Genomic DNA, 14010 nt, shown 5'->3' on the forward strand with positions numbered 1-14010 from the left:
CGGGTAAGGGAGGGACGAGAGGGACAAACCAGGCCGACCGGATTAACGGCCGGATCCTGTTTGCCGAGCACTTTTGCCTTTCGCCTCTTGTGATCCGCGCGGTGGAGGTAAAGGGTGTAGTGCACCGCGCTCTATCGGGCGGCGGGCGCGGCGGCGGACGATGTGGCCGCGCGCGGCCGCATCTCACGGCGAGACGCGGGAGGCGACGTGCCGGAAAGAACCACGGGTTCGACATCGGGAGCCGCGGGCAGAGCACCCTCGGCCGACCGGCCGGATGCGGTACGCAATGTCGTGCTGGTCGGCCACTCCGGAGCCGGGAAGACCACGCTGGTCGAGGCCCTGCTGGCCGCGACCGGCACCGTCCAGCGCGCGGGACGCGTGGAGGACGGCACCACGGTCAGCGACTTCGACGAAGTGGAGGTGCGCCAGCAGCGCTCGGTCAACCTGTGCCTGGCGCCGCTCACGCACAACGGCATCAAGATCAACCTGCTGGACACCCCCGGGTACGCGGACTTCGTCGGCGACCTGCGGGCGGGCCTGCGCGCGGCCGACGCGGCGCTGTTCGTGGTGTCGGCGGCCGAGGGCGTGGACGGCCTGACGCGCATGCTCTGGGACGAGTGCGCCTCGGTCGGCATGCCGAGGGCGGTCGTGGTCACCAAGATCGACCACCAGCGCGCCGACTTCGACGACGTCGTGGCCACCTGCCAGGACGTCTTCGGCGACGGCGTGGCACCCCTGTACCTCCCCGTGGTGACCAACGGGCACGTCAACGGCCTGATCGGGCTGCTGTCGCAGAAATTCTTCAACTACGCGACCGGTTCGCGCAGCGAGAACGACCCGGGCCCGGCCTACCAGGACCAGATCGACACCTACCGGGGCTCGCTGATCGAGGGGATCATCCAGGAGAGCGAGGACGAGTCCCTCATGGACCGTTACCTCTCCGGCGAGGAGATCGACACCAAGATCCTGATCGACGACCTGGAGAAGGCCGTCGCGCGGGGCGGTTTCTACCCCCTGCTCGCCACCTGCGCCGCCCCCGGGTCCGGGCCCGTGGTGGGCATGCAGGAGCTCCTGGAGATCATGACACAGGGCTTCCCCTCCCCCATGGAGCACCCCCTGCCCGAGATCACCACCATCGACGGCCGTCCCGCGTCCGGCCTGACCTGCGACCCCGACGGCCCGCTGGTCGCCGAGATCGTCAAGACCACCAGCGACCCGTACGTGGGCCGCATCAGCCTGGTGCGGGTCTTCTCCGGCACCCTGCGGCCCGACATGACGGTGCACGTGTCCGGGCACGGCCTGGCCGAGCGCGGCCACGAGGACCACGACCTGGACGAGCGCATCGGCTCGCTGTCCACACCGCTCGGCAAGACCCAGCGCACCGCCGCCAAGTGCATCGCGGGCGACATCTGCGCGGTCGCCAAGCTCGGCAGGGCCGAGACCGGCGACACCCTGTCGGACAAGGACCATCCGCTGCTGGTGACGTCCTGGGCGATGCCCGAGCCGTTGCTGCCGGTCGCCATCCGGGCCAAGTCCAAGGCCGACGAGGACAAGCTGTCCCAGGCCCTCGGCCGCCTGGTGGCCGAGGACCCGACGCTGCGGCTGGAGAACAACGCCGAGACGCGGCAGCTGGTGCTGTGGTGCATGGGCGAGGCGCACGCCGACGTGCTGCTCGACCACCTGTCCAAGCGGCACGGCGTGGAGGTGGAGCGCATCGACCTGCGGGTGCCGCTGCGCGAGACGTTCGGCGGCAAGGCGCAGGGCATGGGCCGCAACGTCAAGCAGACCGGCGGGCACGGGCAGTACGCCATCTGCCACGTCGAGGTGGAGCCGCTGGAGTCGGGCAGCGGGCTGGAGTTCGTCGACAAGATCGTGGGCGGCGTGGTGCCGCGGCAGTTCATCCCCTCGGTCGAGAAGGGCGTGCGCGCGCAGATGGAGCGCGGCGTGCTGGCCGGGTATCCCGTGGTCGACATCCGGGTGACGCTGTACGACGGCAAGGCGCACTCGGTGGACTCCTCCGACATGGCCTTCCAGATCGCGGGCCAGCTGGCGCTGAAGGAGGCGGCGGCCAAGGTGCCCGCGCTGCTGCTGGAGCCGGTGGACGAGGTGTCGGTGCTGGTGGCGGACGAGCACGTCGGCGCGGTCATGTCCGACCTGTCGTCGCGGCGAGGGCGCGTGCTCGGCACCGAGCCGGTGGGCACCGGGCGCACGCTGGTGCGGGCCGAGGTGCCGGAACTGGAGATCACCCGGTACGCCATCGACCTGCGCTCCATGTCGCACGGCACCGGGACCTTCAGCCGTACCTTCCTGAGGTACGAGCCGCTGCCGTCCCACATGGCCGACAAGCTCAGGGCGGCGTCCGACTAGCCGCCGTGCGCGCCGGCCGGTCACCGTACCGGCCGGCGGCGCACGCCGCGGCGGGGATGACGACATCATGGGTCCCGGCAGTCACAGGGGCCACGAAAGTCACGATGGCATCACAGAACGATTTCGGTTATTCGCCCTTACCATTCCTTTGCCGATGCCAGACTGAGGTCCCATGCGAAACGGACTTCGGCCCTTGCTCGCCGCCGCCGCTCTGGCGGCGGCCACCACGGGCGTCGCGTACACCTTCGGACCAGGCCGTTCGACGGCGGACGGCGACGCCACCCCGGCCGCGCGCCGCGCCGCCTTCTCCGAGGCCTGCCAGGTGAACGCGACCCCGGCCAAGCGGCAGCTGCGCGGCGTCTGGATCGCGACCGTGCACAACCTCGACTGGCCGTCCAAGCCAGGGCTCACCGAGGAGAGGCAGCGCGCCGACTACGTCAAGATCCTCGACGCCGCCGTGCGGCGCCACTTCAACGCGGTGTTCGTCCAGGTGCGCCCGGCCTCGGACGCGCTGTACGCCTCGCCGTACGAGCCCTGGTCGCAGTGGCTCACCGGCACCGTGGGGAAGAACCCCGGCTGGGACCCGCTGCCGTTCCTGATCGATGAGGCGCACAAGCGCGGCCTGGAGTTCCACGCGTGGTTCAACCCGTACCGCGCGGCGGCCACCGCGGACCTGTCCCGGCTGCCGGCGTCGCACCCGGCGCGCCAGCACCCCTCGTGGGTCGTGAAATATCAGGGCAAGGCGTATTACAACCCTGGGTTGCCCCAGGTGCGGGAGCACACCGTCAAGATCGTCGATGACGTGGTGCGGCGGTACGACGTCGACGGGGTGCACTTCGACGACTACTTCTACCCCTATCCGGTGAGCGGGGTGCCGTTCGCCGACCAGGCCGCCTTTACAAAGTACGGCAAGGGTAGGTCGCTGGCCTCGTGGCGCCGGGACAACGTCAACAAACTCATCGCCGAGGTGGGGCAGGCGGTGCACGCCGCCAAGCCGTACGTGAAGTTCGGGGTCAGCCCGTTCGGCATCTGGCGCAACAAGTCCAACGACCCGGCGGGGTCCGACACCAAGGGGCTGTCGGCGTACGACGCCATCTACTCCGACGCCCGCGCGTGGATCAAGGCCCGCTCGGTCGACTACATCATGCCGCAGCTGTACTGGCCGCGCGGCTTCGCCGCCGCCGACTACGCCAAGCTGGTCCCCTGGTGGGCGAACCAGGTCAAGGGCACCGGCGTCCACCTCTACATCGGCCAGGCCCTCTACCGGGTCGGCACCAAGGACACCGCCGCCTGGACCAAGCCGGGCGAGCTGCCCGCCCACCTCACCCTCAACCGCAAGCGGCCCGAGGTGATGGGCGACGTCTACTTCAGCGCCACCCAGATGCTGAAGAACCCCCTCGGCGTGCTCGACCGCATCGCCACCGACCACTACAGCCGCCCCGCGCTGCTCCCCCTGATGCCCGCCAGGGGCGGCGCGCGCCCCGCGGCCCCCACCGGCCTGAAGGCGGCCGCGGGCACCCTGTCCTGGCGGCCCGCCCCCGGCGCCCGCTCCTACGCCGTCTACCGGGTGAGCGACCCCGCCTCGGCCCCGTGCGCCGTCGACGACCCCCGCAACCTCCTGGCCGTGCTCCCGTCCGTCTCCGGCGCGGGCGCCGCCATCGCCGCCAAGCAGGGCGGCACCTACCTGATCACGGCCCTGGACCGCCTGGGCAACGAGAGCCTCCCCGCCACCACCACCCTTCCCTGACCGGTCGGCACCGCCCGGCCCGCGGGTTCGGGCGGTGTTCATCGGCGTTCCCTGGACCGGCCGGGGGGCTTTCCCGTACGGTTCCAGGGATTCTCGGTGGTCAGGGCGTAGGAGGTCAGTGGTGAGGCGGGCGCTTGTCGCGGTGGCCGTGGTCCTGATGGGGCTGGTCGGCGTCCCTGCCCAGGCGGCCCTGGCCGACGATCCGGGGGGACCGGTCGCGCTGATCGGCGTCCCCGGGCTCCACTGGGACGACGTGAACGCCACCGACACCCCCAATCTCTGGCGGCTGGCGGGCGGCAGCGCCGTCGGGTCGCTGTCGGTGCGGTCGGTCGGGCGGATCACCTGCCCCTACGACGGCTGGCTGACCGTCTCGGCGGGCGTGCGGTCCTCGGTGGGGTCCCGCTGCGGGCCGCCGCCCCGGTTCGACCGGGAGGGCGGCGGCGCGGTCATCCCCGGGTTCGACTGGCTGTGGACGGTGCGGGACGCCGCGTACGCGGGCACGCTCGGCGACGCCGCGCACGCGGCCGGGCAGTGCACCACGGCGGTGGGGCACGGCGCGGTGCTCGCGCTCGCCGACCGCAAGGGACGGGTGGACCGCTACGCCGAGACGCCCGGCGAGCTGGCCGACTGGTCCGGCTGCCGGTTCCTCGCCGTCGACGTCGACGCCCTGATCCGCCCCTACCTCGACGGCGAGCTGCTGTCCCCGCTCCCGGAGAAGCTCTCCCCCGCGGCCCGCACGGCCGCCCTGCGCTCCGCCGACGCCGCCACGGGCACCGTGCTGTCCCGGCTCGCGCCGGGCACCGCCGTCCTGGTCGCCGGCCTCGCCGACCACGGCTCCGAGCCGCACCTGCGGGTCGCCATGTGGCGGCCCGGCGCCGGGGACGCCGCCGGGCACTTCCTCGGGGCGGCGTCCACGCACCGGGACGACATGGTGATCCTCCCGGACATCACGGCCACCATGCTCGACGCCGCCGGGATCGGCGTGCCGCCGACGGTGATCGGCGGCGCGTGGCGGGCGGGGCGCGCGACGCCGCTGACCGAGGGCGCCGAGGCGCTGCGCCGGGCCGACGTCGCCGGGCAGACCATCCGCACGCTCGGCGGGGGCTTCTTCACCGCGCTGGCGGTGCTCCAGGTGCTGTTCTACGGGATCGCGTTCCTGCTGCTGCGGCGGCGCCGCGGGCTCGGCGGGGTGCGGGTCGCGGCGCTGGCGCTGGCGTCGCTGCCGGTGTCCACCTATCTCGTCAACCTCACGCCGTGGGAACGGGCGGCCGTGCCCGCCGTCGCGCTGGCGGGTGGCGTCCTGGCCTGCGCGGCCGCGCTGACGGGCCTCGCGCTGGCGGCGCCCGCGCTGTGGGCGCGGCGCCGGGGCCGGGCCGCGCCGTCCGGGGTGCTCGGGGCGTCGGCGGTGGTGGCCGCGGTGACGGCCGCCGTGCTGCTGGCCGACCTGCTGACCGGGACACCGCTGCAGCTCAACAGCCTGATGGGGTACACCGGGGTGGTCGGGGCGCGGTACTACGGCCTCGGCAACATCCCGTTCGCGCTGCTCGCCACGGCCGTGCTGCTGCTGACCACGGTGGTGGCCGACGGGCTGGTGCGGGCCGGGCACCGCACCGTCGCGGTGGCGCTGGTGGCCGGGCTCGGCGGGTTCGCGATGATCCTGGACGGCTGGCCGGGCGTCGGCAGCGACTTCGGCGGCGTGATCGCGTTCGTGCCGGGGATCGCGGTGGCGGCGCTGCTGGTGGCGGGCAAGCGGGTGTCGGTCGTCAGGCTCGGGGCGTTCTGCGTGGCGGGCGGCGTCGCCGTGATGGGCATCGCGTTCCTGGACCACCTGCGGCCGCCCGGCTCCCAGACCCACCTCGGCCGGTTCGCCGGTCAGGTCCTGGACGGCACCTTCCTGCCGGTGATCCTGCGCAAACTGGGGGCCATGCTGAGCACGCTGCTGTCCCCCAACCTCATGCCGATCGTCATCGCCGCCCTGGCGTTCCTGGTCTTCGCCGTGCTGCGCCCCGGCGCCGCCAGCGCGGGCCTGCTGCCCGCGGTGTTCGAGCGCGCCCCCATGCTGCGCGCCGGCCTGATCGGCGCGCTGGTCAGCGGCGTGGTCGGCATGCTGGTCAACGACTCCGGCGCGGCCGTCCTGTCCATGGCCCTCGCCCTGGCCGTCCCCCTGGTGATGGCCGCGGGCGTGCGCGCCCTCACGCCGGTCCCCCCGGCGTCCAGCGCGGCGGTGCTCCAGCCCGCCGCGACCTGACCGTCAGGACGGCCAGGCGCCGGCGAGCATGTCCCGGGTGTCCAGCAGCAGCTGGGGCAGCACCCTGGTGTGACCCACCACGGGCATGAAGTTGGTGTCGCCGCCCCAGCGGGGGACGACGTGCTGGTGGAGGTGGCCCGCGATGCCGGCGCCGGCCACGTGGCCGAGGTTCATGCCGACGTTGAAGCCCTGGGCGCCGCTGGCCTTGCGCAGCGACAGGATGGCGCGCTTGGTGAAGTCGGCCAGCTCGGCGGTCTCGGCGTCGTCCAGGTCCACGTAGTCGGCCACGTGGCGGTAGGGGCAGACCATCATGTGGCCGGAGTTGTAGGGGTAGAGGTTGAGCACGGCGAAGACGGAGGAGCCGCGGGCGACGATCAGGCCTTCCTGGTCGGTCATCTGGGGGATGGCGCAGAACGGGCAGCCCTCCCCGGGACCGGTTCCCGAGGGTTTGTTCTCTCCCTTGATGTAGGCCATGCGGTGGGGGGTCCACAGACGCTGGAAGTTGTCGGGGTCCCCGGCACCTGACTGCTGAATCGGCTCCTGCATGCCTTGCAGCATAGGACGACCGGCACAGCGGCACCGCCCCTGGGGGACGGTGCCGCGTGCGCGCGGGTCACACCTGGAGGCGGCGCTCCACGGCGTCGGCGATCTCGGCGACGGCGTCGTCGATCGAGACGCCGTTCTTCTGCTCGCCGCTGCGGTACCGGAAGGAGACCGCGCCCTGGGACACGTCGTCGTCCCCGGCGAGCAGCATGTACGGGACCTTGGACCTCTGCGCGTTGCGGATCTTCTTCTGCATGCGGTCGGCGGAGGCGTCGATCTCGACCCGGATGCCCCGCTCGCGCAGCCGCTTGGCCACGTCGTTGAGGTAGGGCACATGGGAGTCGGAGATCGGGATGCCGACCACCTGCACCGGCGCCAGCCACGGGGGGAACGCGCCGGCGTAGTGCTCGACCAGGACGCCGAAGAAGCGCTCGATCGAGCCGAACAGCGCCCGGTGGATCATGACGGGCCGCTCCCGCGCGCCCTCCGCACCCTGGAACTCCAGCTCGAAGAGGTCGGGCAGGTTGAGGTCGACCTGGATGGTCGACATCTGCCAGGTGCGCCCGATGGCGTCCTTCACCTGCACCGAGATCTTCGGCCCGTAGAACGCCGCGCCGCCCTCGTCCAGCACCAGCTCAAGGTGCTCGGACTCGGCGGCCGTGCGCAGCGCCGCGGTGGCCTCGGCCCACACCTCGTCGGTGCCGATGGACTTGTCGGGGTCGCGGGTGGACAGCTCGAGGTAGAAGTCCTCCAGGCCGAAGTCGCGCAGCAGGCCGAGCACGAACCGCAGCAGGCTCTTCAGCTCGTCCTGCATCTGGTCGCGGGTGCAGTAGATGTGCGCGTCGTCCTGGGTCATGCCGCGCACGCGGGTCAGGCCGTGCACGACGCCGGACTTCTCGTAGCGGTACACGCTGCCGAACTCGAACAGCCGCAGCGGCAGCTCACGGTAGGAACGCCCCCGGGACCTGAAGATCAGGTTGTGCATGGGGCAGTTCATCGGCTTGAGGTAGTACCGCGCGCCCTCCAGCTCCATGGGCGGGAACATGCCGTCGGCGTACCAGCCGAGGTGCCCGGAGATCTGGAAGAGGTTCTCCTTGGTGATGTGCGGGGTGTTCACGAAGGAGTACCCCGCCTCCTCGTGCCTGCGCCGGGAGTAGTCCTCCATGACGCGGCGGATCACGCCGCCCTTGGGGTGGAACACCGCGAGGCCCGAGCCGAGTTCGTTCGGGAAGGAGAACAGGTCGAGCTCGGCGCCCAGCTTGCGGTGGTCGCGCTTCTCGGCCTCCTCCAGCAGGTGGAGGTATTCGTCCTGCTTGTCCCGGGTCTCCCACGCGGTGCCGTAGATGCGCTGGAGCTGGGGGTTCTTCTCGCTGCCGCGCCAGTAGGCGCCGCCCGAGCGCATCAGCTTGAACGCCGGGATGGCGCGGGTGGTGGGCACGTGCGGGCCGCGGCACAGGTCCTTCCAGCGAAGGTCGCCGGTGGACGCGTCGAGGTTGTCGTAGATGGTCAGCTGGCCGCCGCCCACCTCGACGCTCTCCTCGTCGGCCGCGCCGCCCTTGATGCCGATCAGCTCCAGCTTGTACGGCTCGCCGGCCAGCTCGGCGCGGGCGTCGTCGTCGGAGACCGGACGGCGGGCGAACAGCTGGCCCTGCTTGACGATCTCGCGCATGCGCTTCTCGACCCGCTTGAGGTCGTCGGGGGTGAACGGCCGCTCGACGTCGAAGTCGTAGTAGAAGCCGTTCTCGACCGGCGGGCCGATGCCCAGCCTGGCCTCGGGGAACAGCTCCTGCACGGCCTGCGCCATGACGTGCGCGGTGGAGTGGCGCAGGATGGCCCGGCCGTCGCCCGAGGAGATCTCGATCGGCTCGACGACGTCGCCGTCGGCCACCTCGGCCGCGAGGTCGCGCGGCTCGCCGTTGATCCGGGCCGCGATCACGATGCGCCCGTCCGCGCCGAGCGCCTCGCCCGCCGTCGTCCCGCCCGCCACCACACGCTCGGCTCCGGCGAGGGTGATGCGTACTTCGAGGGCGGCGGACACGGTCACTCCAAGGTCTAGAAGGGTTCCGACTATCGTGCCCGATGGTACCGCCGAATCGCCTCCGGTTATCTCCGCTCGGTTCCGCGCGCGGCCCGGTCAGGCGTCGCGGCGGCGGGGCCGGTAGCCGAGCTCGGCGAGCTGCGCGCGGGAGCCGCGGAACACGTTGCGGTCGGTCGAGCCGTGGGCGTACTGGTGGATGGTCCACCGTTCCCAGGGCGGCGGGACCACCGGGTGGCCCTTGGGGCGGCTCGGGGCGGCGATCCACAGGGGGTAGTCCCCGAGGCCCTGGCAGTAGCCGCGCCTGGCGAACGCCATGAACGTGTAGATCAGCGGGCGGACGCCGGTGACCAGGGAGATCACGTGGCACCAGCGGCGGGCGAACGCCGCCACCTCACGCGGCGGCAGATGGCCCGACCGTTCGAGGTCCAGCGCGATCAGGTCGCCGCGGCGCAGGCCCCCGGCGGCGTCCACCACGTCGAGGAAGTGGCGGGCCTGGTCGACCGGGTCGGCCTTCGGGTGCCCGAAGTGGTACGCCCCGCAGACCAGCCAGTTCTCCCGCATGGCGAGCCAGTTGCGCGCGAACCACTTGTCGGTGAACCCGGTCCCCTCGCTCGCCTTGGCGAACCCGAAGTCGACCCCGTCTCCGGCGTGCTCCGCCCAGTCCACCGAACCCTGCCAGTTCGACACGTCGACACCGTGCAGCACGACCGTCCCCCATGTTCCCCGCTCTCCCGCACTCCCCTGCCCCCCGGCACGGTCTGTGAGGTGACGCGCACTCCTCGTGACGCGCCCCGGGGATTGTAGCCGCGCCGGGTACCCCCCGCGCAGCCGGACACGCCGGGCGTCGTCCACAGGCCGGAGATCGCGGCGCGCGGCCGCCGATAGGGTTGCGGAATGGAGGAGTCCGAGGGTGTGAGCAGGCTGCTGGCCGAGGCCGGGGTGGACGCGCGGCGGCTGCGCGACGCGCTCGGGCTGCTGTCCGACGGCTCGTGGTGGACCCTCGCCGACCTGGTGCGGGTCACCGCCACCTCCCGGCGCGGCGTCGAGGCCCTGCTGCGCGAGCTCGGGCCGCAGCGCTCCGGTGACCGCTTCCGGCTGCCGCCCGCGCGGGCGGCAGCGTACCGGGGGCTGCGCGACCCGGCGGGCGGGCTCACCGACCCGGTGGGTCACCTGCTCGACCGGCATCCCGGCGCGGTGGAGCGGATGGCCGGGCTGATCGCGGGGGCGCCGCGCGGGCGCCAGGCGCTGGACCACGTGTCCGCGACCCCCGGCACGGTGGTGCGCCGGGCGCTGCTGCTCGGGGCGCGGTTCTGGCTGCCCGGGGCGCGGGTGCTGTGCGTGGGGGACCACGACCTCACGTCGCTGGCCGTCGCCAGGCTGCACCCCGAGGCCGAGGTGACGGTGGTGGACATCGACGAGCGCGTCCTGGCGTACATCGCCGGGCGGGCCGCCGAGGAGGGGCTGACGGTCCGCACCCGCTGGGCCGACCTGCGCCTCGGCCTGCCGCCGTCGGTCCGCGAGCAGGCGGACCTCGTGATCACCGACCCGCCGTACACCCCCGAGGGCATCGGCCTGTTCGCCGCCCGGGCCGTTGAGGGGCTGCGCGACATCGAGCGCGGGCGCGTCCTGCTGGCGTACGGCGCCGGGGAGCGGAGCCCGATGCTGGCCCACAAGGTGCAGGCCGCCCTGCACGACCTGGCCCTGGTGACCGAGGCCATGTATCCCGACTTCAACCGCTATTTCGGCGCCGAGGCGATCGGCTCGGCCGCCGACCTTTACATCCTGCGCCCCACCACCCGAAGCCGCCCGGCCGCCGCCGCCCGCGCCGACCGCTTCGCCGCCGCCATCTACACCCACGGCCCCAGCTCGGTGGAGTCCCGCCCCACCGGCGCCCCCGCCCCGCGAACCGGCGACGACGGCTTCACCCCCGCCCTCCTGGTAGGCGACTGGCCAAAGGACACCTTCCCCAAGACCCCCCGCGTGCGCCCCGCCGTATGGCTGGCCAAGCCCTACGCCTCCTCCCCCACCCACGTGGCCATCACCGTCCCCCCCGGCCTGGAACCGTCGACCCCCCGCCTGCTCCTGGCCACCCGCGCCGACCACGTCCGCCTCCTCCTCCCGGCCCCCCTCCCCACCCTCGGCGGCCCCGGCACCGATCCCGGCGACCTCTGGCCCGAGCTCCTCTCCCCCACCGGCCCGCTGGCGGCGGTCTACGAGATCAAGGTGACCGGCACGGTCGTCGACGCCGTACGGGTGCCCATGCCGCAGGACGCGGCCGGCCGGCTGGTGCGGGGCATCCTGGACAACGCCCACGGCAAGCTCGCCAACACCTGGCGAGAGGGCCTGATCAGGGCCTGCGACGGGCTGACCAAGCGCCAGGCGCGGGCCGTCGTCGCCGAAGCGGCCCCCTGGGCGGAGGACGTCACACCGCTGGAGCTCCCCGCCCACCGCCTGGACGAACTGCCGGACGCGGTCGCCGCCTCCCTCCGCCTCGGGGCGGTGGCACGGGAACCCGCCAAGTGAGAGATGGTGGAGGAAGGAACGGAAAAGGAGGTGTCGTCATGCAGGCCAAGGAATGGGTAGTAGAGATCCACATCACCGAGGACGACAACGACGACCGCACCGTAGCCCGCGCCGTCCTGATCACCGAGGAAGGCCGCAGACACGAAAGCCTCGGCCACGCCCGCCGCAACCCGGTCGACCGCCCGGTCCCCGAAATCGGCGACGAACTGGCCGCGGGCCGCGCCCTGTCCGACCTGTCCGCCAAACTGACCGGCGACGCGGCCGAAGACGTAGCCCAACTCGCCGGCCACTCCGGCCTGGGCCTGGGCTGACCACCCACAACCCTCACATCCGCCCAGAAGCCACTGCGACGGCTGACGCCCACGACCCGACGTCCTCAGCAGGCTCACTCCGGACCGACCAGATCGCGCACCGATTAGGTTTCCGCGCCGCGCCCGTCTGTACGTGTGAGATCGACTCACGGAAGGCAGGCACGATGCGGAAACTGATCTTCGCCATGAACGTGACCCTGGACGGCTACATCGCCGCGCCCGGCGACGACATCGGCTGGGGCGGGCCGCCGAGCGACGAGCTGTTCCAGTGGTGGCTCGACCGGGAGCGGGCGATCGGCCTGTCGCTGTACGGGCGCAAGCTGTGGGAGACGATGAGCTCCCACTGGCCGACCGGCGACCAGCAGCCCGACGCCACCCCGGCGGAGATCAAGTACGCGCGGAACTGGCGGGACACGCCGAAGGTCGTGTTCTCCTCGACGGTCGACAAGGTCGACTGGAACACCCGCCTGGTCACCGGCGACGCGGTCGCCGAGATCACCCGGCTCAAGGCCGAGGACGGCGCCCCGATGGGCATCTGCGGCGCAACGCTCGCCGGGGCGGCCATGCGGGCCGGGCTGATCGACGAGTACGCCCTGGTCACCTACCCGGTCCTGGTGGGCGGCGGCACGCCGTTCTTCACCGCGCTGGACAGCTGGGTGAACCTGACGCTGGTGGAGACGCGGACGTTCACCGGCGGCGTGCTGCTGACTCGATACGAGACGAGACGATGAGCACGGGCCGAGTGCTCGGCTCGTGAGGCCGGGTCGAAATCCCTCCTGGCGTACTCACCGTGACCCTCGGCCATGAACAACCCGCCCCCGGCCCCTTCCTCGCGGAGATGCCCGCCGGCGACGCCGGCCTGATCACAGGGTCGGGGGCAGGCCCAGCCATGGTTTGTCGGTGGCGTCGAATCCGGTGAGCTCGGCGATCTTCCCGTCGACGATGCGCAGGACCGCGATGGTATACAACCGGTACTCCGGGTCGCCGGGGGTGCGGAGGTACAGCGCGGCGGCAGGCATGCGGTTGACCGTCGTGGTGACACAGCGCCAGTCGTCGTGGCCGCGCTGGAAGAGCCCACCGGCTACCCAGCCGTCCACCGCGTCTTCAGCCGTCATGATCACGGCGCCCAGCTCGGGCAGCATCGCGAAGCGCAGGTCGTCGCGCAGCAGGGACATCAGCCCGTCGAGGTCGTTGCGCTCATGGGCGTCGATATACGACTTCACCACGCCGCGCTCGTCATCCGACAGCTCGTGGGTGGCGGGTCTCCGCCAGTCGAGGCGGCGATCGGGTAGCTGCTCGCGCATCGTCACGCGCGCCCGCTGCAGTGCGCTGGTCACCGATGCGACGGTCAGCTCGAGGGCGTCGGCGGCCTTCGACGCCGGCCAGCCCAGGACGTCGCGCAGGATGAACACCGCCCGCTGCCGCGGCGGCAGGTGCTGGACGGCGACGATGAACGCCAGCTCGATCGTCTCCCGCGCCACCAGCGATTCCTGCGGGTCCTCGGGAAGCATCCGGTCGGGGTACGGCTGCAGGTACAGCATCTCGGAGCCGGGCAGCTCGGACGGTGTGGGTGTGCGGTCGTTGCGCTTCTCCAGAAAGTCGAGGCAGGCGTTCGTCGCGATCCGGTACAGCCAGGTCCGCAGCGCGGCATGCCCCTTGAACGACTCCCGCTTGTTCCACGCTCGCAGGAACGTCTCCTGCGTCATGTCCTGGGCGTCCTCGTAGTTCGCGAGCATCCGGTAACAGTGCACCTGCAACTCACGACGGTGGCGCTCCGTGAGGAGCACGAACCTCGCCGTGTCGTCTGAGCGCACCGCGGCGATGAACGTGGCCTCGTCGGCGCCGAGCAGTCTGGCGTCGGTCATGGTCCTAAATCCTTCCACTGGTGCGAGGGGCTACCAGACTGACGACGTGGCGAAGCATTTCTGATCGGTGAAGCCGCTGACACCAGGGCCGTTCGTCAGCCCGGCTCGGTCGGGTCGATCCAGGGGACCTGCCCCCGGGTCGGGCACACCCTCGATGTCGAGGTGGGGTCCCCGCAGTACCCCACAGCTCCGCGTCCGGTGGCACGTTTTGACGTGACCGTGGGTGGCGCCGGGTCACGTCCCGGCCGCGGCGCAGGGGGACGCGACGGGACACGACAAGCCCGGCAGGACCGGGGGCGCGGGGGTGCCCCCCGCACAAGAACAGCCCTTGCGGCTCCCGCGCGCAGCGCGCCCTCCGCAAGGACCAT

The 14010-nt window shown here is 72.1% G+C and carries 10 protein-coding genes; 6 read left to right on the top strand and 4 right to left on the bottom strand.

Translation table 11 applies throughout. The features are described from left to right. Positions 1–207: 207 nt before the first annotated feature. The 3 genes from ACFP1K_RS25640 to ACFP1K_RS25650 all read left to right on the top strand — a co-directional run bounded on the left by ACFP1K_RS25640 (position 208) and on the right by ACFP1K_RS25650 (position 6362). On the top strand, positions 208–2367 hold the full coding sequence (locus tag ACFP1K_RS25640) for an elongation factor G-like protein EF-G2 (RefSeq protein WP_380757759.1): 2160 nt from the start codon (positions 208–210) through the stop codon (positions 2365–2367). Between the two features lie 172 nt (positions 2368–2539). After that, positions 2540–4114 (top strand): glycoside hydrolase family 10 protein, encoded by a 1575-nt coding sequence (locus ACFP1K_RS25645; protein WP_380757761.1) that lies wholly within the window; start codon positions 2540–2542, stop codon positions 4112–4114. Between the two features lie 121 nt (positions 4115–4235). After that, positions 4236–6362 carry a hypothetical protein gene (locus ACFP1K_RS25650; RefSeq protein ID WP_380757763.1) on the top strand — a complete coding sequence of 709 codons (2127 nt, stop codon included), beginning with the start codon at positions 4236–4238 and terminating at the stop codon, positions 6360–6362. Between the two features lie 3 nt (positions 6363–6365). Here ACFP1K_RS25650 and ACFP1K_RS25655 read toward each other — a convergent pair whose 3' ends face one another. The 3 genes from ACFP1K_RS25655 to ACFP1K_RS25665 all read right to left on the bottom strand — a co-directional run bounded on the left by ACFP1K_RS25655 (position 6366) and on the right by ACFP1K_RS25665 (position 9648). Then, a complete protein-coding gene (locus ACFP1K_RS25655; protein ID WP_380757765.1) occupies positions 6366–6908 on the bottom strand; it encodes an HIT family protein in 543 nt (180 codons plus the stop codon). A 67-nt stretch (positions 6909–6975) separates the two neighbouring features. Further along, entirely contained in the window at positions 6976–8943 is a 1968-nt protein-coding gene (gene thrS, locus ACFP1K_RS25660; RefSeq protein WP_380757767.1) for a threonine--tRNA ligase, read from the bottom strand. Between the two features lie 96 nt (positions 8944–9039). Next, complete coding sequence (locus ACFP1K_RS25665; protein WP_380757769.1) at positions 9040–9648, bottom strand: glycoside hydrolase family 25 protein; 609 nt, start codon at positions 9646–9648, stop codon at positions 9040–9042. A gap of 189 nt (positions 9649–9837) precedes the next feature. Between ACFP1K_RS25665 and ACFP1K_RS25670 the strand changes: the two genes are divergently transcribed. From ACFP1K_RS25670 to ACFP1K_RS25680, 3 genes are all read left to right on the top strand, one after another. Continuing rightward, positions 9838–11466 carry a bis-aminopropyl spermidine synthase family protein gene (locus ACFP1K_RS25670; protein ID WP_380757771.1) on the top strand — a complete coding sequence of 543 codons (1629 nt, stop codon included), beginning with the start codon at positions 9838–9840 and terminating at the stop codon, positions 11464–11466. 38 nt (positions 11467–11504) lie between these two features. Further along, positions 11505–11777: a DUF1876 domain-containing protein gene (locus tag ACFP1K_RS25675; protein ID WP_380757773.1), complete on the top strand. Its 273-nt coding sequence runs from the start codon at positions 11505–11507 to the stop codon at positions 11775–11777. 164 nt (positions 11778–11941) lie between these two features. Further along, the gene (locus ACFP1K_RS25680) at positions 11942–12508 is read left to right on the top strand and encodes a dihydrofolate reductase family protein (protein WP_380757775.1); all 567 of its coding nucleotides are present in this window, start codon (positions 11942–11944) and stop codon (positions 12506–12508) included. Positions 12509–12640: 132 nt separating this feature from the next. Here the strand turns inward: ACFP1K_RS25680 and ACFP1K_RS25685 are convergent, their stop codons facing one another. Next, positions 12641–13642 carry an RNA polymerase subunit sigma-70 gene (locus ACFP1K_RS25685; protein WP_380757777.1) on the bottom strand — a complete coding sequence of 334 codons (1002 nt, stop codon included), beginning with the start codon at positions 13640–13642 and terminating at the stop codon, positions 12641–12643. Positions 13643–14010: the final 368 nt, after the last annotated feature.

Source organism: Sphaerisporangium aureirubrum (assembly GCF_042658925.1).
Lineage (GTDB): Bacteria > Actinomycetota > Actinomycetes > Streptosporangiales > Streptosporangiaceae > Sphaerisporangium > Sphaerisporangium aureirubrum.